Below are 21,284 nucleotides of genomic sequence, written 5' to 3'. Positions count from 1 at the left end.
AAAGTGATACCATCGCGCATCCTCCCTGAATCGCACGTCGGCAAGCCTCTGGGAATCCCTAAATGGACTCTTTCGTTCCGGTCAATCCACTAGTTTGGAAGTTTCTGCCAGAAAGGGCAGACCAATCCAAATTTGCGCCTGCGCTCGCCGCCTTCAAGGCAAGAATTTTTGAAGATGCCGAGCGCGAAAAGGACGATCAGTTGCCTTTCACAATGATCTATGCCTGCCGCTACGATTGGCAGTGCTACATTGCGGATAAGCTTCGGCCATCGCCTTGAGCCGTTGCCAAGGGGCTGAACCGGAATCACGATTTTGCTGCTAGGCTCAGAAAGTTACGGGTAACAATAGGAAAGTATACCACGACTCCGATACGCGATCCAACTTTCTTGAAAATTGCCCGGCCCAAGCAATGGCCAATGGTGGATGTTTGGCAGGACAATCTGGCGCAGTGGCTTGAGCCTTTTGCAGCTATGTTGGCGGCGGCGGCGGCCGCTTATCCATTTCATCGCGCACTCGACCGCTCACAGCGGAACGCCGGGCACCTGTTTGGCGGTGCGGATCGTCAGCGAGGTTTTTACGCTTTCGACATTGGGCGCAGGCGTGAGTTTGCCGGTCAGGAATTCCTGAAAGCTCTGCAAATCCTTGCTCACGATCTTGAGGATAAAATCGATTTCGCCGTTGAGCATGTGGCATTCGCGCACTTCGGGCAGTTCGCGCATGTGCTCTTCGAACTCGCGCAGCGCGCTTTCGGCCTGACTTTTCAGGCTGACCATCGCGAACACGGTGATCGCAAAGCCCAGCTTCGATGGGTCGATATCGGCGTGATAGCCGCGGATCACCCCGTCTTCTTCAAGCCCGCGCACCCGCCGCAGACACGGCGGCGCGGTAAGCCCGACACGCTGCGCCAGTTCAACATTGGTTACCCGGCCTTCCGCCTGCAATTCTGACAGCAGACGGCGGTCGATTTCGTCCAGATTGGCCACTCGGCTTAAGCTCCTCCAGCACCGCGCCATTCACCAGGCGGCAACGCCACGTGCGATATGATCAAAAAGTAATATCAAGCGCACCGGGCGGCTCGCTTGGCTAATATTATTAGGTCTGCCAGCAATTGTCCCGCTTTGCAACGCGCCTCGCACGGCTGCGTGTTACAATTGCGCCATCCTGATAGAACGATAAGGACGAACCTGTTTATGAGCGTCCTACGCAGGGCGTCGATGCCTGCGATTCGGGCCGATGGGTCGGTAGGGAGTGCCGTTTGTTTTTTGATGATCGCCTTGCCACTGTGCTGCGCCAACGCGCTTCTGGCGAGGCGGGCTTGCGCACGCAGTTCCGGCAATTGCTTGATCTTCTGGGTAAAGACCGGGCTCGTCGGGGCAGTCAACCCGATCATAGCCTGATCGCCGCGGCGTGGCTGAGGATGGACGCGCTCGCCCAGGCGATCCCTGCGCCCGAACGCGCAGCCATGATCCGCGAACCCGGCTGGCGGTTCCGCAGCCCCGATCTGGCCGCACATCTCGCCGATCATGAACCCGAAGTCACCTCTGCCGCGTTGACCCGCGCCGAACTTTCACCCGCAGAATGGATCGCGCTGATCCCGCGCCTGCCCGTGCGTGCACGCGGTTTCCTGCGCAACCGGCGCGATCTGCCGGTCGACGTCGAAGCGGTGCTTTCCCGGCTGGGTGTGCATGATCGCGGGCTGCCCGCACCGATCAACGCTGATGACGATGCAGCGATTGCCGCCTCACCCCCCGCTGCCCCGATACCGCTGCACGTTGCCGCATCAAGCCCGATCCCCAAACCCCGCAATCGCGCAGACAGCGGGCGCACCGAAATTTCGGCATTGGTCGAACGGATCGCGCAATTCCGGCGCGAGCGCGGGGAGAGCCGTCAGGATGCAGAACGATCACCGCGCCTGCCGCTGGGCGAACTGCCCGAGCGGGCCGATCGCCTGGTTTCCAGCATCGGCTTTGCTGCTGATGCAACCGGGCGGATCGAATGGGCGAGCAGCGATGTCGCACCGATGGTGATCGGAATGCGGCTGTTCGCGCCGCAACGGCGGCGCGATGATGATACTGGCGACGTCGGGCTGGAACGCGCGTTTGCCCGCCGCCAGCCAATCTCGCGCGGCGAGATCACCTTGGCTGGCGCGCCCGCAATTGCCGGGGACTGGATTATCGACGCTCAGCCGCGCTTCAGCGATGAAGGCCATTTCACCGGCTATTTCGGCCGCCTGCGCCGCATCCCTGCGGAAACCAACGCCCTGCACAGTCCCGAAGCGCATGAGGCGGATCGGATCCGCCAATTGCTGCATGAACTGCGCACCCCCGTCACCGCCGTGCAAGGCTATGCCGAGGTGATCCAGCAACAATTATTTGGCCCTGCCCCGCACGAATATCGCGCGCTGGCCGCCGCGATTGCGGCTGATGCGGCGCGGATTCTGGCCGGGTTCGAGGAGCTTGACCGGTTGGCCCGGTTGGAAACCGGCGCGATCGCCATGGCGTCTGGCGAAACCGATCTGGCAGCGTTGATCCGCCGTACAGCCGCGCAGCTTGAACCGGTGCTGGAGCAACGCCGCGCCGGTCTGGAGATCAAGTTTCCGGCGAACACAACACTGCTGATCGAGCTTGATCCGGATGATGCCGAAGCATTGGTGTGGCGCCTGCTGGCGAGCCTTGCGGCAGCCTGCGGCACGGAGGAGCAGATCGTGTTGCGGCTGGCCCCGCTGATCGGCGCAAACGGGGCAATGGCGCAGCTTGGTTGCACCTTGCCGGCGCGACTGGCGGCGGAGGATGATCTGTTCGCCGCTACCGCCCGCAGCAATGACAGCGCAATCAATCCCGGACTGTTCGGCGCAGGCTTTGCACTGCGCCTCGCCCGGGCCGAAGCGCGCGTGGCCGGCGGCGGCATGGTGCGCGATGGCGATACCGTGGTGATGACCGTGCCGCTTTTGACCGATAGCCAAGGCCGGTCCAACCCGGCCGATCATGATGCATTTGCAGCAGGCAGGTAATGGCCACGAAGGCCGTGGAAACCGGACAATGGTGACAGGGTCGATGCTCGATGTGCCCGCTGCGGGAAGCACGGCAGCCTTTGCACCCGGCTTTGGGCAGCGGGTGCTGTTGACCGTCGATACCGAGGAGGAATTCGACTGGAAGGGCCCGTTTCGGCGCGATGGCTACGGGCTTGATCATGTCGCCGCGATCCCGCGGTTTCAGAGCTTTTGCGAAGGGCTTGGCGCGCATCCGGTCTATCTCGTCGATTGGCCAATCGTGAACGATCCGGCTGCGGTCGCAATTATCGGGGATGCCGTGCGGCGCGGCGCGGCGGAGGTCGGTGTGCAATTGCACCCGTGGGTCAATCCGCCTTTCAAAGAAGAGGTTTGCACGCGCAATTCCTTTGCCGGAAACCTCCCGCGCGATCTGGAAGCCGCCAAGTTCATGGCCCTGCGCGACGCTATCGAGGCCGCGTTCGGCGGCGCGCCGCTGATTTACCGCGCCGGGCGTTACGGGCTGGGAGCGCATACGGCCGAACTGCTGATGGCTGCCGGGATCCGCATCGACACTTCGGTGCGCACCCTGTTTGATTATTCCGCTGACGGCGGGCCCGATTATTCACACCATCCGCTCACGCCATACTGGGTGGATGATACGCGCCGACTGCTCGAACTGCCCGTTACCAGCGCCTATCGCGGGCCGCTCGCGCGGGTTGGGCCGCTGCTGCACCGCGCTCAGCGCCATATCCCGACCTTGTTTGCGGGCTTTTCGCGCCTCAACCTGCTCGAACGCATCGCGCTCACACCCGAAGGCGTGTCAGCCGAAGAGGCCCTGCGCGGGATTGACGTGGTGCTCAACCGCGGCTTGCCGGTGCTGGTGTTATCGTTCCACAGCCCCACGCTGGCCCCGGGCCACACCCCCTATGCCGCGACCGAAGCGGAGGTTGAGGCGCTGTATCAGTGGTTTGCCACCATCTACGCTGATTTTGCCCGGCGCGGCGTGCGTTCAACAACCGTCAGCGAAATCATCGCTGCAACCGGCGGATAACCTGAAAGCCTGTGCGCGCAGGTTCATTTCCAGCGCGTTTTGGGCCGTCATTTCGGCGCGCTGGAAAAGTCGTGCGTCCAACCGTGCATACTGGCTTGTTTCGCAACCGCGAGCAGAGTAGGGGCTCGAAATCGTCCTGTCTCCGGTGCCATGTTTTATGGGCCTGTAGCTCAGTGGTTAGAGCTGGCCGCTCATAACGGCTAGGTCGCGGGTTCGAATCCTGCCGGGCCCACCGGGGGCAGGGCGGGGCAAAAGTGTCGGGGAGTAGCGCAGCCTGGTAGCGCATCTGGTTTGGGACCAGAGGGTCGCAGGTTCGAATCCTGTCTCCCCGACCATTCTTGTTTTTATCATAATTTTCAATGTTTTATAGATTGCCAACCGCATTTTCTGGGGCAGCTTTCTGGGGCACTTCTCCCGGACATGTTAAATGGCCTCAGAAGATCGATCAGCGCGAAGGCTCAGGCCGCCCGCCCCCTTCATTCTTTGCCGTGCGCTGAGCTTTCGCACTTGCGGCCAGCATTCTCCTCACAAGTGCCAGAACAGAATCAATCGACGTTACGTTGGCCCAAGGTAAAATAGGCTCACAGGCTCAGGGAGTCTTGTCAGCGACTTTTGCAAGCCTCCGCTTGTTCCGCTTAATCATCTGACTTATATCGATTTTCAGTATCGCAGCAGGCCTTGGGTTCAACGGTGTGTTCGATTAAGAAAAAAGCAGGTCAGCGCGGCCATGACCCCGTTGTGGTTCATCAGCCATCTAAGGCACGATAGACGCTCGCTCGACCGATCCCGAGTTGCTGGGCGATCTTGGTAGCGCCTATGGGTGGGAGACGTTGCTTCGATCCGAATAGGGACCAGCCCTTCGATCTACGAATTGAAGGATGGGTTTTACCCTTGAGATTATGCTCGCGCGCTCCGCGGACGGAGATTTTTGTCAGGCTCATGGGAGCGGTCGGTTCCGCAAATGTTCACTGATGTAAAGAGCATAGTCGGGTGATTTCCCACCCCTTCTTCGGTGGAGCGAGCGGTGGGCACATTGATTCTGGACGAAGCCGCGCGGCGCTGCAATTCTCTTCGCGGCAACGGGCGTGCACTTATGGTTTACAGCCCCCTAAAATCGGCGCATTTATTCGCTATGCCTGTCGGCAGTGTGGTTTTCCCGACAGACAAGGGCTGTGATGGGCCGGAACGCGCGTTGCGTCCGGCAAGATCGACAAGACACCCATCCGGCGATCGGTTCGCAAAAGCAATGCGTGGCTTGCCCGGCAACCCTTGCGGGCTGGCGCGTCGTCGATCGTTCCAAGGGTCGGGGGAAATCATATGCCGACAATGACGGAAAAAGACTTGCAGGCGAAGGATTCGCTTAAAGACAGGTCGATCACCATAACGGTCTCACCGGTGCTCAACTGGATCGACCCCATCAAACCCACGATCGAGACCAGTTCGATCGGGTTTGCATTAACAGCCAGCGATCCTCCGGGAACGGCGACGGTCGATACTTCGGGATCGGTCAATATCTCGCAGATGCCCGCCGCACCCGGTTATGACGAAAACATCGACATCACCTTGCTGCTCGATACCAGCAACATGCGAGACGCGAATGGCAACCTGTTGACGGGCGATAACACGCCGCGCTGGGCCAAGTCTGATGAAGGCACGACCTACACCGATGGCAAGGGCAAGACGCAGCACTGCGGATATGGCTGGTTCTGCGAGATCACCAACTATGGTCCGCCACTCCAGTATGTTGCCTTGCCGCCGATCGACATCGACAAGATGGCCTTCAAGCGCAAGGATGACCTCAATCTGGTCATCGAAGACAAGTCCGATGACGGTAGTCCGCCCTATGCGTTCAAATTCGGTTTCGTTCTACCTGGTCAATACAACGGCTATTTCATCAGCATCGACCCGGTGATCAGCACCAAGTCTACTCGCACCAGCAGCTTCATGCTGAAGGACTAGCGCGATCGTTCGGCAAGATAGGCGGGGTGACGAAAGCCCCGCCTGTCGAGCCTTTCGCTGATTGCGTCCGCCTGCTCGGCCAGGCCGAGCCGCTTCGACAGCCGGAAACGATCCAGGTCGGCCCCGCCATATTCGGGCAGGAGTTTCAGCGCGGTGGCCCAATGTGACCGGGCGCTGTCCGTCCGCTTCAGTCTGGCATCGACATCGCCGGCCAGCCGCAGCGCAGCGACGCGATCCTCCGGCTCGAGATCCAGCCTTAGCGCCTCTGCTGCCAGCGCCTCGGCCCGCGCCGTATCGCCTGCAGCCAGAGCAAAGCGCCCGCGGGTGCGGAGTTCGCGGCTGTGGAGGAAGACCGACCAGGCAGCGTTCTTGGGATCTTTGGCCATCATCCGGCCGAGCAGCGCCGAGGCGGCATCCAGCATCGCCCTGCTGTCCTCCTTGCGTCCGGCATAGGCAAGAATGTCGCTCAGATCGAGCCGCCCGCTAACCTCGGTTTCCTGCCATTCGGTATTCGCCGGTTCCAGGCGCCGCATTTCCGCGTTGAGTTCGATGCCCTGCTCGTAGGATCGGATCGCCTCGTCAAGCTGCCCCAACTGTAGTTGCTGCTGTCCGACGAACTGGTGCGCCAGCGAAAGGCGGTTCCTGGCCATGGCATTAGCAAGGTCGCGCCGCAGCACCTCTTCATAGACCGCGATTTCCCGCTGATGCAGGGCCAGTGATTCCGCGACTTTGCCGATCTCGTTCTTAGCCACACCGAGCCAGTTGACCGCAAGACCCAACTCGATTTGTTGATCTGCATTGAAAGCGCCGCTCGTGGCGACAGCCTCGATCAAGCGCAGCCCATTCGCGAAGGCCGACTCGGATTCGGCATGCCTCCCTTGCGCATTGAACATCACACCGAGATTGGTCTCGGCATAGCTGCCTTCCATCTGCCACTTCGGGTTCTTCGGATCGAGCGCGATCAGCCGGTCGGCGAGGCGCTTGTATTCGCGATACTGGGCTTCGGCAGCTTTCAACTCACCCCGATTATAGGCGATGTAACCGACCCAGAATACGCTTTGCGCGTGGTCGAAGACGCGCTGCTGGTTGTCGGGATCGCGCGCCAGCTGTTCCTGCGTCGTTGCCGCAGCCTGCCGGAAGGCACGCAGGGCATCATCGCTGTCCCCGCGAATATTGCTGACCTCGCCCACCAGCAGCAGCGCCCGTGCGCGGCGGCCGAGCGAGTCCTTGTCAAGATCGCCGAGCTTTTGCTTGGCGTAGTAATCGAGCGCACGCGTGCCGACCACGTCGAGCGCATCAAGCCGTCCGACTGGTTCGAGCCTGTCACGCAGGTCAGTGAGCATGAATTCGACCAGCCCATCAGCCTCGTTGCGCTGGAATTCGGCCTCCATGCGCGCCTGCACCGCGACCCACGCCAGCCCGCTCATCACAGTCGCCAGCGCCAGTGATGCGGATACAACAATGCGGGTGCGGGTGGCGCGACGGCGTTCGTCGCGGTTGACCAGCTCGCCCAGCCCCACGCCCAGCATCGCAGCGGCAAGTTTCAGGATGGCCCGCCGCTTGCCATCGCCGGTGATCCGCGCATCGGCGGCCAGTGGCGCATCGGCGAGGCTGTCGCCAATCGTAAGGTCGGAATTGACGCCATGAGTCAGCGCTATTGGGAAGCATTCGGCATCGGCGCTGCCGGGTTCGCCATCGACAATTAGGGCAAGCACTTTATCTGGATCGCGGTGTGCCTTGAAGAAGGCAATTTCCCGGTCGACCCAACGCGATTGCGCTGAATTGGGGGAACACACGACTATCAGGAATTCCGAAGCTAGCAGCGCCTTTTCCACCGCGTCGCCGATGCTTGCACCTGCGGCTTCTTCCTCGCGGTCCTTGAAAATGGGATTGAGTCGGGCTGGCACCTTGCCAAGTGCACCATCCTTGCCAACCAGTGCGGCTGGCGTGCGATAAGTTTCCAGCCTGTGATGCAGCCAGTTGCCCCATTTGGCGTCGGACCAACTGTAGCTGATAAAGGCGCGGTAACGATATTCGCTCACGGCTCCCCCCACCGTTCGACCAATGTCATCCTGCTCGTCAGGATAGGGCAAAGTCACCAAATCGCAAAATAGCAATATCGACGAGAAGACTTTCCGCTTTGAAAATTGAATACCCTTGTGCTTGCTGCCACGCGAAAAAGCACATTGAGCCGAAGATTGGTTGTTCGTGTATTGGGATCTCGAAACTCACGTATACTACTATAAAGTCTGGCAAGGTTTCCCTTCTCTGCGCGATGATCATGGCTTCACTGGCGGGCTCATGATCGTCGTCGCGTCGGGCCTAAAACCTTCCGGCTGCTTGTAAGCTCCGCCGGCTGGTCTGGGCATTGTGGGTTGCTGTTCCAACAGTGTCCGGTGTCATAGAAGCAGCAACGAAAGGCGCGGCAATCGAGAGGGCGCAGAGCGTGGCGACTGACAGGTCGAAATCACCCGCAGTCCGCCCTTCAGCTTCCCACCCAATTGCGGCCATAGGCGGCCTAGAGGTCGATTCCAGCAACCGGAATGGCGGCCTTTGGCGGGAACCAGCCTGTCCGGCAATGGTTGTGCCTGCCGGATCAGCAGATCGGCACCGGGCGGAGTGCGCTGGATGACACCATCGAGGATTTCTGTCCGGGTGCGGGTGGGATCGAAGAAGCGATACTCGAGTTCGAACCGAGCCTCCCGCCGCCCGTGGCGTATGATCGACCTGCGCGACGGCAAGCGCATCAATCCCTCGATGCTCGTCACCGACGAACCCGTGGTGATGACCGACTGGGAACTGCACGATTTCGCCGTGCAGGTGATGAGGAACGACCTGAAGGAGCGCGGCTACGAAATCATGTCGTCGCATTCCAACCCGCAGGTCGACCCCAACATCTGGTTCGTCGCCGACATGGCAAAGGGGCCCGAATGGGTGGTGGTGCGGGCGGCCCGCTTCCTCGAGCAGCGTGCCGAGAGAACCGCCAACCTCGACGCTATCGCCCGGAACGTGGCGCATATGAGCGGGCATGGTCACTTCGCATCCGTGAACTTCGCGTCCGCAGATGACCCTGAAGAACCACTGCGGCGCGAACATGGTGCAGAGGTGGCATTCAACGGGCTCGTGCCCATCACCTTATCATCTGAATCGGCGAGCAGCCCCTATGATCGATGACCTTGTTTATTGGCGTCGCCGCGTAACCAGCCAAAGCCATCAAGCCACGCTGCAGCGCACCGGCCCCGCAGTTCATTCCATGAACCAACCGTGGCTGACGATCAGCGATTGCCCGGTCAACGCGTTGGTTTTTGCGCCGGCGAAATAGAGCACTGCTTCGGCAACGTCCTCGACCGTGGTGAATTCGCCATCGACCGTTTCCTTGAGCATGACGGTCTTGATCACATCTTCTTCGCTGATGCCGAGGGCCTGCGCCTGTTCGGGGATCTGCTTGTCGACCAACGGCGTGCGAACAAAACCGGGGCACACCACATTGCTGCGCACATTGTGTTTTGCGCCTTCCTTGGCGACCACTTTGGACAGGCCTATCAGCCCGTGTTTGGCGGTGACATAGGCCGATTTGAGCAAGGATGCCTCTTTCGAATGGACCGAGCCGATATACACAATCGAGCCGGAACCGGCGGCATACATATGTTTGGCACAGGCCTTGGTGGTCAGAAAAGCCCCGTCGAGATGCACGGCGAGCATCTTCTTCCAGTCGGCAAAGGGATAATCCTCGATCGGATGGACGATCTGGATACCGGCATTGCTGACCAAGATGTCGATCCGGCCATAGGTTTTCTGCACCAGATCAACCCCGGCGTTGACGGCAGCTTCATCGGTCACATTCATTTCGACGCCGATGGCCTGGCCGCCCTGTGCGATGATGTCCTGCGCCGCAGCCTGCGCTGCGTCCAATTTGAGATCGGCAATCGCCACGATTGCCCCTTCGCGCGCAAAGGCATGGGCAATTTCCTTGCCAATACCACTGGCAGCCCCGGTGACGATCGCGACTTTATCCTTGAAACGGTTCATGCAAATTTCCTTCGATCGGGTGTCATTTGGCGAGATAGTCATGCACAACTTCGCCAAGATTAAGGGTGAGGTCAGCAACCAGATGCACTGCTGAAAGGATCTCCAATACCGGCAGATCGGCAACCGGAGCCAGAGCATGGGGGTGCAATTCCAGCGCGGCCGGCCCGCTCCACGCCCCTTTGAGCGTTACGTCCGACAGGTAATAGCGCACGAGTTCGCAGATCCGCGGCGTGCCGTCGACATGGGGAATGATCTTGAGCAGGAATCCCGGCTCGCCCAATGCGGCCAGCGCCTTGGCACTGTCGAGCGCCTGATGCTTGTAGCCCATGCTGCCGGTGGCAATCCGCACCGGGCCATAATCAAGCGTGCCCAGCAAGGTATCGTGCGCTGTGATCAGGGTGGGCGTAGCCAATTTCTTGGGAAAGCCCCACAATTCGCGTCCGCCCGCGATCGGGGGGTCATCGTCAAGAAACATCGCATGGACATAGCCGCCCTGCTGACCCTTGAACGATACCGGAATAACCTGGCCCGATTCAGTATAGTCGCCAAACCCGGTGCTGTCCGGCATCCGGATAAATTCGTATTTCACAATCGGGGCGTCGCATTCAAGCGGCGCTGGCACCACCCGTTTCAGCGCCTCCGGATCAGTCCGATAGGTGATGATCAGATATTCGCGGTCCATGAAACGATAGGGGCCGGGCGGATAGCTCGGTGAATGCAGCGGCATCGAAAATGCGTGCGCGCGGATATCGGCGGCCTTCATGTGATGAATCCTGGCAGGCGGTGATCAGGCGAGGTAATCATGGACAACCACTCCCAGTTCGAGGGTGAAATCGGCGATCAGATGCACCGACGATACAACTTCCAATACCGGCAGATCAGCCAGCGGGGCTAGCGCGTGGGGTTGCAGATCAAGCGATGCCGGCCCGGTCCATGCCCCCTTCAACACAATATCGCGGCGATAATATTGCACCAGCTCGCACACGCGCGGCGTGCCATCGACATGCGGGATGATCTTGAGCAGGAACCCCGGCTCACCCAGCATCGCCAATGCCGACCCTTCATCAATCGCCCGGTGCTTGTAGCCCATGGTCGCCCGGGCAACCCGTTCCGGCCCGTAATCCAGCGTTCCCAGCAGCGTGTCATGCGCGACCTTGAGGCAAGGGCTGGCCAGTTTCTGCGGGAACCCCCACAATTCCCGGCCACCGGAAATTGGCGCGTGCACATCCAGAAACATGTTGTGGGTATAGGCGCCCTGCAGGCCATTCAGCTGCACCGGAATATGCTGCGCGGCGCCTGAATAGCGGCCAAAACCGGTGCTGGCGTCCATGCGCATGAATTCCAGCCTGACCAACGGCTGATCGGCCACCAAAGGTTCGGGCACCGCTTGCTCGATCGCGGCAGGATCGGTGCGATAGGTGACAATCATGTGTTCGCGGTTGGTATAGCGGTAGGGGCCACGCGGATAGGACGGGCTGACCAAAGGCATCGCAAAGGCTGTATCAGGCAGGCGGGGGGCACTTGCATCACGGGAAGATGTCATGCCGGTTTTGTCTCCATGACGGGCTGAACATCACTGACATCTCGATCATTGCCAGACTTCCCGGCGTTTTGTGCCACCAGCCGTTCGTGCATCACATCGAACACCCGCACCCCCTCGTGTGGCTCAGCGGGTTTCAACCACGGGGCCGCTTCCAGCGTAGCGGTGGCATCGCGCAGCCCTTGCTTCCAACGGCGGAGCATTGTCGGGCGGGTAAATTCATAATCCTTTGCCGCACCTTGAGGGGAAAATGGACGATAGATGATCTGGGCGATGTCCATCGTTGTGACACAGCCCAAACTGCGCAGCCGCTTGGCTTCGGGCGTCTCGCGAAGGTTTTCCGGCAGAGTGTTTATCAATTCGTTGATCGCGTAGCGCACCTCGTGCCTTTGTTTGAAGTTGTTGGTATTGTCGCGTGTGCGGCTGGCATAACGAATATCATTCTGGCGCTCGGCAACCTCTTCCAGACTGGTTGGTGTCTGGCCCGCGGCCTGAAAAACATCGACCTGAAAGGTCAACCGACTGCGCCTTGGCATGTAATCGAGAACGTATTGCAGCGGAGTGTTGGAAACCAGCCCACCGTCCCAATAGAATTCGCCATCGATCTCGACCGGCGGGAACCCGGGGGGCAGAGCGCCGCTGGCCATGATATGTTCGGCCCTCAGTGGAATTTCCGCGCTATCGAAATAGGCGAAACGAGCCGTGCGAATATTCACCGCGCCCACGCTAAGGCGAACCCCTTCAGCATGATTGATGCGGTCAAAATCGACCAGCCGCTCCAGCGTGGTCTTGAGTTCTTCAGTCTTGTAGTAGCTGACCGGTTGGGTCGCGCCGAGCCAATCGAACAGGTTGTTCGGCGTGAAAAATCCGGGCTGACCAAACATCAACGCGGCCTGCCCACCCAATTTCTTTTGCCAGGCAGACCACGGATCCTTGAGATCAGTGGGCCACATCGATGATGGAGCGGTAATCGTCTCCCAAAATTCGCGCAGTCGCGCGACCCGGTGTTCGGGGGGATTCCCGGCAATCAAGGCAGCGTTGATAGCGCCAATTGAAATGCCTGCGACCCAGTCAGGGCAGTAACGCGATGTCGCAATCGCCTCATAAACACCGGCTTGATAACTACCAAGTGCACCGCCGCCTTGTAAGACAAGACTGACTTTTTTGTCATAAATATTACCAGAGCCCATGCTTATTTCCTCGCATACGTATTTCATACTATATTCTAATATAAATGCTTCCAGTTGTTAATTCAAAAAATTCGACATCCATATCCCTTATAAAAAGTGGTTCGTTTGAATTTTGGTAAGGTTACATGTTCATATGAATATAGATTTTTATAATTTTACATCACTATTAGAGTCCAGACTCATTCAGAGCCAGAAGGCGGCAGCGGTGGCGAGCGCCACACCTGATAGGAAGTGGCGGCAAGCTTGTCGTAGCGTGTGGCGACACGGCGGACCCGAAGGGCGGCGAAGCCAACTCCTTGAGGCGGCAAAAGGCATTTTTGACGAGGTGACGTTCGCGATATCGCTGTTTGTCGTAACGGATTGTGCGCTTGCGGTTTTGCCGCCCTGGGATCACCGAAGTGGTGCCTGATTCGCGTACGGCCATTCCGGATCGCCCGATTGTTTCCTTTGCCCTCCGATCTCTCTAAGCTCGTCGGAGGAGGGATCGACAATGGCTCTATTCGACAGGCTGATCGCGGCGGCAACTATCAGGCGGTTGGTGATCGTCGCCCTGATCTGCGGGGGCATTCGCTATGGTGTGATGCCGCGCATTGGGGCCGAATTGTTGACGACCCCCGGCGCGGGGCCGCTCGATCTGATGTTTGCCTATACCCCGGCAGAGGCGTTTGCGAATATCGGTGCCTTTTCGGATGCTGCCCGCAGTTCCTACCGGATGTTTCTGGTCACGGCGGATATCGCCTATCCGATCAGCTATACGCTGTTGTTCGTCTGGGCGATTGCGCTTGTCACCCGCACCACCCGGCTGGAACACGCCCGCTGGCCGTTCGCGCCGCCGCTGCTGTTGTTCAGTTTAGACATTCTGGAAAATGCCACGGTTTTCATGCTTCTTAGCCTGCACCCGGATCAGCCGGTGGCGCTGGCCTGGATGGCGAGCATCTTCACGACCCTGAAATGGTCGTTTGCGGGGATTACCGTTCTGGTGCTTGTCTATGCGTTGGGACTGCGCCTTCTGAAACAGGGCACACCGCCCGAAACCCGATAGGAAGGAGAACCTTTCATGCCAACCAATCGCTTGTTCCTTTACGCCACCGGCGCCGCCATGGCGGCGGCCGCCGCCCTTGCCCCCGCCGCGTCGAATGCCGGGGAGCCGATCTATCACGCTGCCGAAGGGATGCCATTTTCCGAAGCGGTGCGAGTGGGCGACATGCTGTATCTATCGGGCCAGATCGGCGTTGCTCCGGGGGAAACAACGCTGGCGGCGGGCGGGATCGCGGGCGAAACCCGCCAGACCATGGACAATATCGGCGCGGTTTTGGCGCGGCATGGCCTAGGGTTTGATGATGTCGTCAAATGCACGGTGATGCTTGCCGACATGAATGATTGGCCAGCGTTCAACGCCGTCTATGTCGGCTATTTCAAGCCGGATCGCTTGCCCGCCCGCAGCGCCTTTGGGTCGACCGGCCTCGCCTATGGCGGGCGGGTTGAACTGGAATGCTGGGCCTATAGCCCGCAAGCCAAAGCCCAGCGCTGAAATGACCTCAATACTCAAAAAGTAGGGATCGAAGCGCGCAATGGCTCTGATGACAAAACGCAATTTTCTGATTGGCGGGGCGGCTGTGGTGGCTGGCGGGTTTGGCGCAGCCGCCTATCGGCTTAAACACCCTGCGCTGGTTCCTTTGGGTTACGATTTCACTGCGGACGAACTGGCAACGGCGCGGTCATTGCTGGAAAAATATCCGTCGATTGATGCCCATGCCCATCCGGGGAGAACCTTCGTTAGCGGAGCAGAGAATGTTTCGGGAATGTCGCGTGCGGCGGTCATATTGGGCTCCTTCGAAAGCCGCAGCATCGGCGATATGCAGGCCGGAGGGCTGACAGCGGCAGCCTTTGCCGCCGTGGCCGATTTTCAGGCGATTGGCTTTGTCGATGAAGGGCTCGCCGCGGTTCGTGATTTTGAACCCGGCGAAGCATGGGCCAGCTATCAGCGGCAAATTGCCAACTTACAGCAGTTGGTGGACAGCGGGCTGGTCTATCCGGTCAGGTCGGTGAGTGATTTTGCCGCCGCGCGCAAAGCTGGCAAACCCGGCGCGCTGTTCACGGTTGAAGGCGGGGATTTCCTCGAAGGCAGGGCCGATCGCGTGGCGCAATCTTATGCTGATGGCGTGCGATCCGTCACGCTGATGCATTACCGCACCAATGAACTGGGCGACATCATCACCGGCACCCCGGTTCACAATGGCATTACCCCGGCAGGTATCGCAGTGGTCAAAGCCATGAACGATGCCGGGATGCTGATCGACGTCGCCCACGCATCCGAAGCCACCGCTTTCGGGATAATCAAGGCCTCATCCCGGCCGGTCATGGCCAGCCATGTCCATATCCACCCGGCGAAGGCTGGCGGGATCGACCATCCCCGCTTTGTTTCACGCGACCTGGCGTTGGCCGTGGCCGAAACCGGCGGCGGTCTGCTGGGGGCGTGGCCGGCGGGGATCGGTATCACCGATCTGCGCGGCTTCGTTACCCGGACGTTCGAATTGGTCGACGCGGTCGGCATCGATCACGTCTGCATGGGCACGGATATGGATGCCAATTACAAACCCGTGTTCGATACCTATGCCCGCCTGCCCCATTATGTGGCCGGATTGCTGCGCGGCGGGATGGGGGAGCCTGACATTGCAAAACTGATTGGCGGCAATTTCCTGCGGATCATGGCCGCTGTTGAGCCCCGGCAATCCGTCTGAATAATTACTGCGCCTGCATGATCGGCGGCGCGGCGGGGATCGGGGTGCCGGTCAGGATTGCGGTTTCCTGATTGGCGAGGATGCCGACCACCTGCGTCCACACCGCGACGTTCTGACGCAGCTGGGCCTTGTCGATCTTGTCGAGCGTGTCGTCGGGCGTGTGGTGCAGATCGAAATAACGGGTGCCGTCCTGTTGCAAATCTACCAACGCGCCCTTCTGATCGCGCACGATGTTGAGATCGGCCCCGCCGGTGGCGACTTCGTTGCTGGTTGATACGCCAAACCGGGCGACCGCGCTGGCGATGCGTTTGTGCAAGGCGGGGTTGGTCTCACGGAAATTGCTGTCAAAGCGCCAGATCCGGTCAGCGCCGAAATCGCTCTCGATTCCAACAGCGATAGGCTCGTCCAGGTGCGCCTTGCTATAGGCTTGGCTGCCCCAGAGGCCGGTTTCCTCCGCGCCTGCCATCAAAATACGGATGGTGCGCAGGGGCTGGCCTGAATGTTTCACGTGAAACGCTGCCGCTGCGATGATCCCGCAGCCCGCGCCATCGTCAAACGCGCCGGGCGCATTCCACCAGCTGTCGATATGGCAAGCGAGCAGCACCGGCGGGAGCGACGGATTGCGCCCCACTATCTCGGCCACCACGTTGCCGCTTTGGGTCTGGCCGATCTGGCGCGGGTTCATTTCGAGCTTCATGGTGACGGGACGGCCCCCAGCGCGGGCGAACATCCGTTCAAGGTTCTCGGCATCGGGCAGGCTCAGCGCGCCTGCCGGGGTCGGCTTCACACCTTCAGGAAAGCTGGTGCCGCCGGTGTGCGGGTTGCGGTGGTAATCGGTGCCGACCGACTTGATGACAGTGGCAATCGCGCCCTTGCTTGCCGCGATCCCTGCACCAACCCAGCGTGCAGGCCCGGCGAAGCCATAGTGCGAGCCATCCTGCGCCGGGCGCATCTGGTGGCTGATATAGGCAATCTTGCCTTTCAGGCTGCCTTCGGGCGCGGCGCGCAGGTCGTCCACCGTGCGGAAGAACACCACTTCAGCTTCGATCCCGCCAACAGGCGTTGCGGCAGAATTGCCGAGCGGCAGGACAACCATATCCTGAGCGAACGGTGCGGTCACGCGGGCGCGGGCGATGTCACCGGGCACCCAGGTGTCCATCATGAACGGCTCATCCGCGACATTGGCAAAGCCCTTGGCCGTCAGCCACGCCATCGCCCATGCGCGGGCGCGCGCCTCAGCCTCGGTCCCGGCCTGACGCGGGCCGACTTCTGTGGTGATCCCCTCGACGAAGTCCCATGCGACACGGTCGCTTTCCAGCGCGATGTCGGCCTGCGCCTCCAGCGTGGGAGACTCGGCAACAGCGGCAGTGGACAGGACAACGAGCGAAAGCGCTGACAGCGCGGTGATGGTGCGGTTCATGGGCAGCGTTGCTATCGCCGCGCGGGGCACGAGTCTAGCCGCTTGCCCTTGCCTCTGCCCTTCCCTATCTGCGCAGCCAAACCTCCCAACCCGATTTTTCGATCCCAAAAGGACTGATCCGATGGCCGCGCAATATGCCTTTGTCATGAAGGACATGACCAAAACCTTCCCCGGTGCCCAAAAGCCGGTGCTCGCCAATATCTCGCTGCAATTCTATCAGGGCGCGAAGATCGGCATCGTCGGCCCCAATGGCGCGGGCAAATCGACGCTGATGAAGATCATGGCGGGGGTCGACAAGGACTTCACCGGCGAAGCCTGGCCGGGTGAGAACATCACCGTCGGCTATCTGGAACAGGAGCCAGAACTCGATCTGACCAAGACCGTGCTCGAAAACGTCAAGGACGGCGCGCGCGGGGTCGCCGACATGGTTGACCGTTTCAACGAAATCAGCGCGCTGATGTGTGAACCGGACGCCGATTTTGAAACACTCGGCGCGGAAATGGGCGAATTGCAGGACAAGATCGACGCGGTTGACGGCTGGACGCTCGACAACCAGCTTGAAGTCGCGATGGAGGCCCTGCGCTGCCCGCCGGGCGATATGGGCGTGGAAAGCCTGTCGGGCGGGGAAAAACGCCGCGTCGCGCTCACCCGGCTGCTGATCCAGAAACCTTCGATCCTGCTGTTGGATGAACCCACCAACCACCTTGATGCAGAAAGCGTGCAGTGGCTGGAAAACCATCTCAAGGAATATGCCGGCGCGGTGTTGATGATCACCCACGACCGTTACTTCCTCGATAATGTGGTTGAATGGATCCTCGAACTCGATCGGGGCAGCTACTACCCCTACGAAGGCAATTATTCGACCTACCTCGAAAAGAAAGCCAAGCGGCTGGAGCAGGAAAGTCGCGAGGAATCCGGCAAGCAGAAGGCCCTGCAGCGCGAGCTCGAATGGATTCGCCAGACCCCTGCCGCGCGTCAGACCAAGTCCAAGGCGCGTGTCCGCAAGTTTGAAGAATTGCAGAACGCGCAGGATAATCGTTCGCTCGGCAAGGCGCAGATCGTGATTCAGGTGCCCGAGCGATTGGGCAGCAAGGTGATCGAGGCCAAGGGCCTGACCAAAGCTTACGGCGACAAGCTGTTGTTCGAAAACCTGTCGTTCATGCTGCCCCCGGGCGGCATCGTTGGCATCATCGGCCCTAACGGCGCGGGCAAATCCACGCTGTTCAAGATCATCACTGGCAAGGAACAACCCGACAGCGGCACGATCGAGATCGGCAGCACCGTGCACCTTGGCTATGTTGACCAGAGCCGCGACCATCTGAATCCAGACAACAACGTGTGGCAGGAAATCTCCGGCGGACACGATTACATGACGGTCAACAAGCAGGAAACCTCGACCCGCGCCTATGTAGGTGCGTTCAACTTCAAGGGCGCGGATCAGCAGAAAAACGTCGGCAAACTATCGGGCGGTGAGCGCAACCGCGTGCACATGGCCAAAATGCTGAAGCAAGGCGGCAACGTGCTGCTGCTCGATGAACCGACCAATGACCTTGACGTCGAAACGCTGGGCGCATTGGAAGACGCGATTGAAAACTTTGCGGGCTGCGCGGTGGTAATCAGCCACGATCGCTTCTTCCTCGATCGCCTCGCCACGCACATCCTCGCGTTTGAAGGCAACAGCCATGTCGAATGGTTCGAAGGCAACTTCGAAGCCTACGAAGAAGACAAGCGCCGCCGCCTGGGCGATGCGGCAGATCGCCCGACCCGGTTGGCTTACAAGAAGCTGACGCGGTAGGATTGCCGGGAGCCTGCCCCCGCTTTGAGGTGGGGGCAGCGCAACCGCGCCAACTCACGGCGTGACCCAGCGCCCCTGCCACTCTGCACCCCCATCCGCGCGGGTAAACTGTGCGCGGATGTGGCCGGTGTGGGCCAGATACAGCCAATCGAGCGCGGTGATGGTGATCATCAGCAAGGCGAAGTTCTCACGCGCGGGAATTAACTGCGCATCGTCAGGCTCAACCCCCTCAAACTCCGACGGCAGGCCTGAAGTGGGGTGCTGCGAAGGCGCGCCCGGCCCTTCCCCCAGATAACACCGCCGCGCGAAATTGGTGCTGGTTGCCCAGGCGCTGTCCAGCTGCGGCCCGGTGGTGATTATCTGCCCTGTCCCGCGCGCGCGGATCTGGATTTTGGCGTCCCTGTCATAAAATAACACCGCCACGCGCGGATCGGCTGCGATTACCTGCGCCTTGGGGGAGCGCGCATCGGTATGCAGGCGCAGCCTACCCGACTCGCGATCGAAGGCGCGCAGCACCATTACCCGCGCATCGACATCACCAGTAACAATAACCGGCGTTTGCATCGGTGATTTGCGATCACGCGCCGCGCGGATCAGGCGGGTGAGGCAATCGGTGCGAACAGCGTCGAGCGTTTCAAACATGGCCTTTTCGCCTTTGGGCGCGCGCCATTGGCAGTCAAGTTGCTCTGTCTCGATTTGAAACGCCATTCATATTATTGACATTTTTTCTGAACATTTATGCGATGGTTCATCCCTGCGACAGTCTCGACAGGCTATGTCCGACTCATCAACTAGCCGCTTGTGGTGGATCGGCGACACTGGAGGCAACAACGATGACAAACCTTTTCTTCAAGGGTGGATCGCTGGCAGCTTTGGCGCTCGCACTCACCTTATCGCTACCCGCCACACCTGCCGAAGCGCAGAACCGGGCTGACAGGGGCAGCGAGGCGCGCGCGCAGGCCCGTGCCGAGCGCCCGCACGTGCGTAGCGAAAACCGCAGCGAACGTAAACAGGCGCGGGCGCAAAACCGCCAACGTCAAGGTCAGGCGCGAGCGCAGCGGGTTGAACGCCGCAGCGAAGCGCGCGCTAATCGGGTCGAACGACGCGGTGATATCCGTGCTAGCCAACTCAATCAGCGCGGTCGGGATCGCGCCGCCGTCCGCGTTGATCGTCGCAGCGAAGCGCGGGCCAACCGTATTGAACGGCGCGGCGATTTCCGGGCCAATCGGATCGAAAATCGCACTGATCAACGCGCCAATCGGCATCTCGCCGATTATCGCAACGACCGGCAGCGTTGGAACAATGATCGCAGCGATTTCCGCAGAGGGGATCGCAGTGACTTCCGTCGCGGAGATCGCAGTGATTACCGTCGCGGAGATCGCAATAACTACCGCGATTCAGATCGCCGCGATTACCGCCGGTGGGATCGAGGCTGGCGCGGCAACCGCAGCTACAACTGGGCCGATTACCGGCGTGCCAACCGATATATTTATCGCCCCGGTGCGTATTATGCGCCGTACCGCTCTCACCGTTATAGCCGCTTGCAAATCGGCTTCTTCCTTCACAGCGCGTTTTACCAGCCGCGGTTCTTTATCAGCGACCCTTATTCCTATCGCTTGCCGCCCGCTTATGCCCCCTATCAGTGGGTGCGTTATTATGACGACGTGCTGCTTGTCGACATGGCCACAGGCGAAGTGGTGGACACCATCTACGACTTCTTCTGGTAAGCGGATCAGCGCTGCTGATCACACCCCGCCGGAGCGATCCGGCGGGGTTTTTCGTGCCGCGTCAGCGCTTGACCGATCCAAACGGCAGCATCCGGAACAGCGTTCCATCCTTGTCGATGAAGGTATGCTTCAAGGCCGCCAGCACATGCACCGCAATCAGCACCAGTAAAGTGGTTCCGGCGATGGCGTGAAGATCAAATATCTCTCCGGCCAGATCGGGGTTCACCGGCACTGGCAGCGCAGGCACTTCCACCACGCCCCACACACTGATCGGCGAACCATAGGTCGACATCGCAAACCACCCCACCAGCGGCATCACCAGCAACAGCGTGTACATTGCCAGATGGGTCGCCTTGGCGAGCATCTTTTCCCACGGGGCGTGGCTGGCGATCTGCGCGGGCGGCGGGTTCATCTGCCGCCAGATAAACCGTGTGGCCACCAGCAAAAAGATCACCACGCCCAGCGCAAAGTGATTGCCCATGATCTCGCCGCGCGCCTCACGCGTCGGGGCCAGTTCGGCCGCTTCGGCAATTCTCCAGGTCACGATCACCGCAATCGCTACCAGCCAGTGCAACGTCATTGCGAGGCCCGAATATTTGGTTTTTGGATTAAGGCTCATACCATTGCTCCCATGATCCCCCGTATTGGCGTGCCTAGCACGCCTGCGCCGCAGGGCAATGCGCGGCGATACTTGCGCGCCCGGCGCGGCTTACTAGGCCGTGCGCCATGACCGCGCCCGCCCCCGCCCCCGATCAGAGCGCCCTCGCCCGCGTCGGTGCCAGCGTGCGTGCAGCTAAGAACCTTACAAGTATAGATTGTTTCTAAATTGCAACTGAATTACAA

Annotated in this window: 19 protein-coding genes, 2 tRNA genes and 1 pseudogene; 12 read left to right on the top strand and 10 right to left on the bottom strand. The window is 60.1% G+C overall.

Annotation, left to right across the window (positions count from 1 at the left end):
• Nucleotides 1–62 precede the first annotated feature (62 nt).
• Nucleotides 63–278, top strand: a complete 216-nt coding sequence (locus tag ACSSV3_RS07950; protein ID WP_354323570.1) for a hypothetical protein — start codon at nucleotides 63–65, stop codon at nucleotides 276–278.
• Nucleotides 279–521: 243 nt separating this feature from the next.
• Here ACSSV3_RS07950 and ACSSV3_RS07945 read toward each other — a convergent pair whose 3' ends face one another.
• Nucleotides 522–983 (bottom strand): Lrp/AsnC family transcriptional regulator, encoded by a 462-nt coding sequence (locus ACSSV3_RS07945; protein ID WP_354323569.1) that lies wholly within the window; start codon nucleotides 981–983, stop codon nucleotides 522–524.
• A gap of 272 nt (nucleotides 984–1,255) precedes the next feature.
• Between ACSSV3_RS07945 and ACSSV3_RS07940 the strand changes: the two genes are divergently transcribed.
• From ACSSV3_RS07940 to ACSSV3_RS07920, 5 genes are all read left to right on the top strand, one after another.
• Entirely contained in the window at nucleotides 1,256–3,010 is a 1,755-nt protein-coding gene (locus ACSSV3_RS07940; RefSeq protein WP_354323567.1) for a histidine kinase dimerization/phospho-acceptor domain-containing protein, read from the top strand.
• A gap of 28 nt (nucleotides 3,011–3,038) precedes the next feature.
• Entirely contained in the window at nucleotides 3,039–4,040 is a 1,002-nt protein-coding gene (locus ACSSV3_RS07935) for a polysaccharide deacetylase family protein (protein ID WP_354323599.1), read from the top strand.
• 159 nt (nucleotides 4,041–4,199) lie between these two features.
• Nucleotides 4,200–4,272 (top strand) — tRNA-Ile (locus ACSSV3_RS07930).
• A 26-nt stretch (nucleotides 4,273–4,298) separates the two neighbouring features.
• Nucleotides 4,299–4,375: transfer RNA gene (locus ACSSV3_RS07925), tRNA-Pro, on the top strand.
• A 982-nt stretch (nucleotides 4,376–5,357) separates the two neighbouring features.
• Entirely contained in the window at nucleotides 5,358–5,999 is a 642-nt protein-coding gene (locus ACSSV3_RS07920) for a hypothetical protein (protein ID WP_354323565.1), read from the top strand.
• Here ACSSV3_RS07920 and ACSSV3_RS07915 read toward each other — a convergent pair.
• Complete coding sequence (locus ACSSV3_RS07915; RefSeq protein WP_354323563.1) at nucleotides 5,996–8,098, bottom strand: TIR domain-containing protein; 2,103 nt, start codon at nucleotides 8,096–8,098, stop codon at nucleotides 5,996–5,998. The genes ACSSV3_RS07920 and ACSSV3_RS07915 overlap by 4 nt on opposite strands.
• A 619-nt stretch (nucleotides 8,099–8,717) precedes the next feature.
• On the opposite strand from ACSSV3_RS07915, the gene ACSSV3_RS07910 reads away from it, so the two are divergent.
• Nucleotides 8,718–9,173: a hypothetical protein gene (locus tag ACSSV3_RS07910; RefSeq protein WP_354323562.1), complete on the top strand. Its 456-nt coding sequence runs from the start codon at nucleotides 8,718–8,720 to the stop codon at nucleotides 9,171–9,173.
• A 72-nt stretch (nucleotides 9,174–9,245) separates the two neighbouring features.
• On the opposite strand, the gene ACSSV3_RS07905 is transcribed toward ACSSV3_RS07910, so the two are convergent.
• The 5 genes and pseudogenes from ACSSV3_RS07905 to ACSSV3_RS07885 form a co-directional block, all read right to left on the bottom strand.
• Nucleotides 9,246–10,028: a 3-hydroxybutyrate dehydrogenase gene (locus tag ACSSV3_RS07905; protein ID WP_354323560.1), complete on the bottom strand. Its 783-nt coding sequence runs from the start codon at nucleotides 10,026–10,028 to the stop codon at nucleotides 9,246–9,248.
• A gap of 22 nt (nucleotides 10,029–10,050) precedes the next feature.
• Nucleotides 10,051–10,791 carry an acetoacetate decarboxylase gene (locus ACSSV3_RS07900; protein WP_354323559.1) on the bottom strand — a complete coding sequence of 247 codons (741 nt, stop codon included), beginning with the start codon at nucleotides 10,789–10,791 and terminating at the stop codon, nucleotides 10,051–10,053.
• A 24-nt stretch (nucleotides 10,792–10,815) separates the two neighbouring features.
• Nucleotides 10,816–11,571: an acetoacetate decarboxylase gene (locus tag ACSSV3_RS07895; RefSeq protein ID WP_354323557.1), complete on the bottom strand. Its 756-nt coding sequence runs from the start codon at nucleotides 11,569–11,571 to the stop codon at nucleotides 10,816–10,818.
• Nucleotides 11,568–12,758 (bottom strand): patatin-like phospholipase family protein, encoded by a 1,191-nt coding sequence (locus tag ACSSV3_RS07890; protein WP_354323556.1) that lies wholly within the window; start codon nucleotides 12,756–12,758, stop codon nucleotides 11,568–11,570. Before ACSSV3_RS07890 ends, ACSSV3_RS07895 begins: the two co-directional genes overlap by 4 nt.
• 183 nt (nucleotides 12,759–12,941) lie before the next feature.
• Nucleotides 12,942–13,176: pseudogene (locus ACSSV3_RS07885) on the bottom strand (IS5/IS1182 family transposase); the annotation flags it as partial.
• Between the two features lie 72 nt (nucleotides 13,177–13,248).
• On the opposite strand from ACSSV3_RS07885, the gene ACSSV3_RS07880 reads away from it, so the two are divergent.
• Genes ACSSV3_RS07880 through ACSSV3_RS07870 form a run of 3 tightly spaced genes read left to right on the top strand, consistent with a single transcriptional unit; the run spans nucleotide 13,249 to nucleotide 15,499 of the window.
• On the top strand, nucleotides 13,249–13,800 hold the full coding sequence (locus ACSSV3_RS07880) for a hypothetical protein (protein WP_354323554.1): 552 nt from the start codon (nucleotides 13,249–13,251) through the stop codon (nucleotides 13,798–13,800).
• Between the two features lie 15 nt (nucleotides 13,801–13,815).
• Nucleotides 13,816–14,289: a RidA family protein gene (locus ACSSV3_RS07875; RefSeq protein WP_354323552.1), complete on the top strand. Its 474-nt coding sequence runs from the start codon at nucleotides 13,816–13,818 to the stop codon at nucleotides 14,287–14,289.
• Nucleotides 14,290–14,329: 40 nt separating this feature from the next.
• Nucleotides 14,330–15,499: a dipeptidase gene (locus ACSSV3_RS07870; RefSeq protein WP_354323550.1), complete on the top strand. Its 1,170-nt coding sequence runs from the start codon at nucleotides 14,330–14,332 to the stop codon at nucleotides 15,497–15,499.
• A 4-nt stretch (nucleotides 15,500–15,503) separates the two neighbouring features.
• Here the strand turns inward: ACSSV3_RS07870 and ACSSV3_RS07865 are convergent, their stop codons facing one another.
• Entirely contained in the window at nucleotides 15,504–16,919 is a 1,416-nt protein-coding gene (locus tag ACSSV3_RS07865; RefSeq protein WP_354323548.1) for a M20/M25/M40 family metallo-hydrolase, read from the bottom strand.
• Nucleotides 16,920–17,040: 121 nt separating this feature from the next.
• Between ACSSV3_RS07865 and ettA the strand changes: the two genes are divergently transcribed.
• On the top strand, nucleotides 17,041–18,714 hold the full coding sequence (gene ettA, locus ACSSV3_RS07860; RefSeq protein ID WP_354323547.1) for an energy-dependent translational throttle protein EttA: 1,674 nt from the start codon (nucleotides 17,041–17,043) through the stop codon (nucleotides 18,712–18,714).
• A gap of 54 nt (nucleotides 18,715–18,768) precedes the next feature.
• On the opposite strand, the gene ACSSV3_RS07855 is transcribed toward ettA, so the two are convergent.
• Complete coding sequence (locus ACSSV3_RS07855) at nucleotides 18,769–19,356, bottom strand: pyridoxamine 5'-phosphate oxidase family protein (RefSeq protein ID WP_354323545.1); 588 nt, start codon at nucleotides 19,354–19,356, stop codon at nucleotides 18,769–18,771.
• Nucleotides 19,357–19,547: 191 nt separating this feature from the next.
• Here ACSSV3_RS07855 and ACSSV3_RS07850 point away from each other — a divergent pair, with 191 nt between their 5' ends.
• The gene (locus ACSSV3_RS07850; RefSeq protein ID WP_354323544.1) at nucleotides 19,548–20,441 is read left to right on the top strand and encodes an RcnB family protein; all 894 of its coding nucleotides are present in this window, start codon (nucleotides 19,548–19,550) and stop codon (nucleotides 20,439–20,441) included.
• Between the two features lie 61 nt (nucleotides 20,442–20,502).
• On the opposite strand, the gene ACSSV3_RS07845 is transcribed toward ACSSV3_RS07850, so the two are convergent.
• A complete protein-coding gene (locus tag ACSSV3_RS07845) occupies nucleotides 20,503–21,060 on the bottom strand; it encodes a cytochrome b (RefSeq protein WP_354323542.1) in 558 nt (185 codons plus the stop codon).
• Between the last annotated feature and the right edge of the window lie 224 nt (nucleotides 21,061–21,284).

The sequence above is a fragment of the Porphyrobacter sp. MBR-49 genome, from assembly GCF_053628655.1.
Note: the sequence above shows the minus strand (reverse complement) of the source record. Positions and strands in the feature narration are given on the sequence as shown.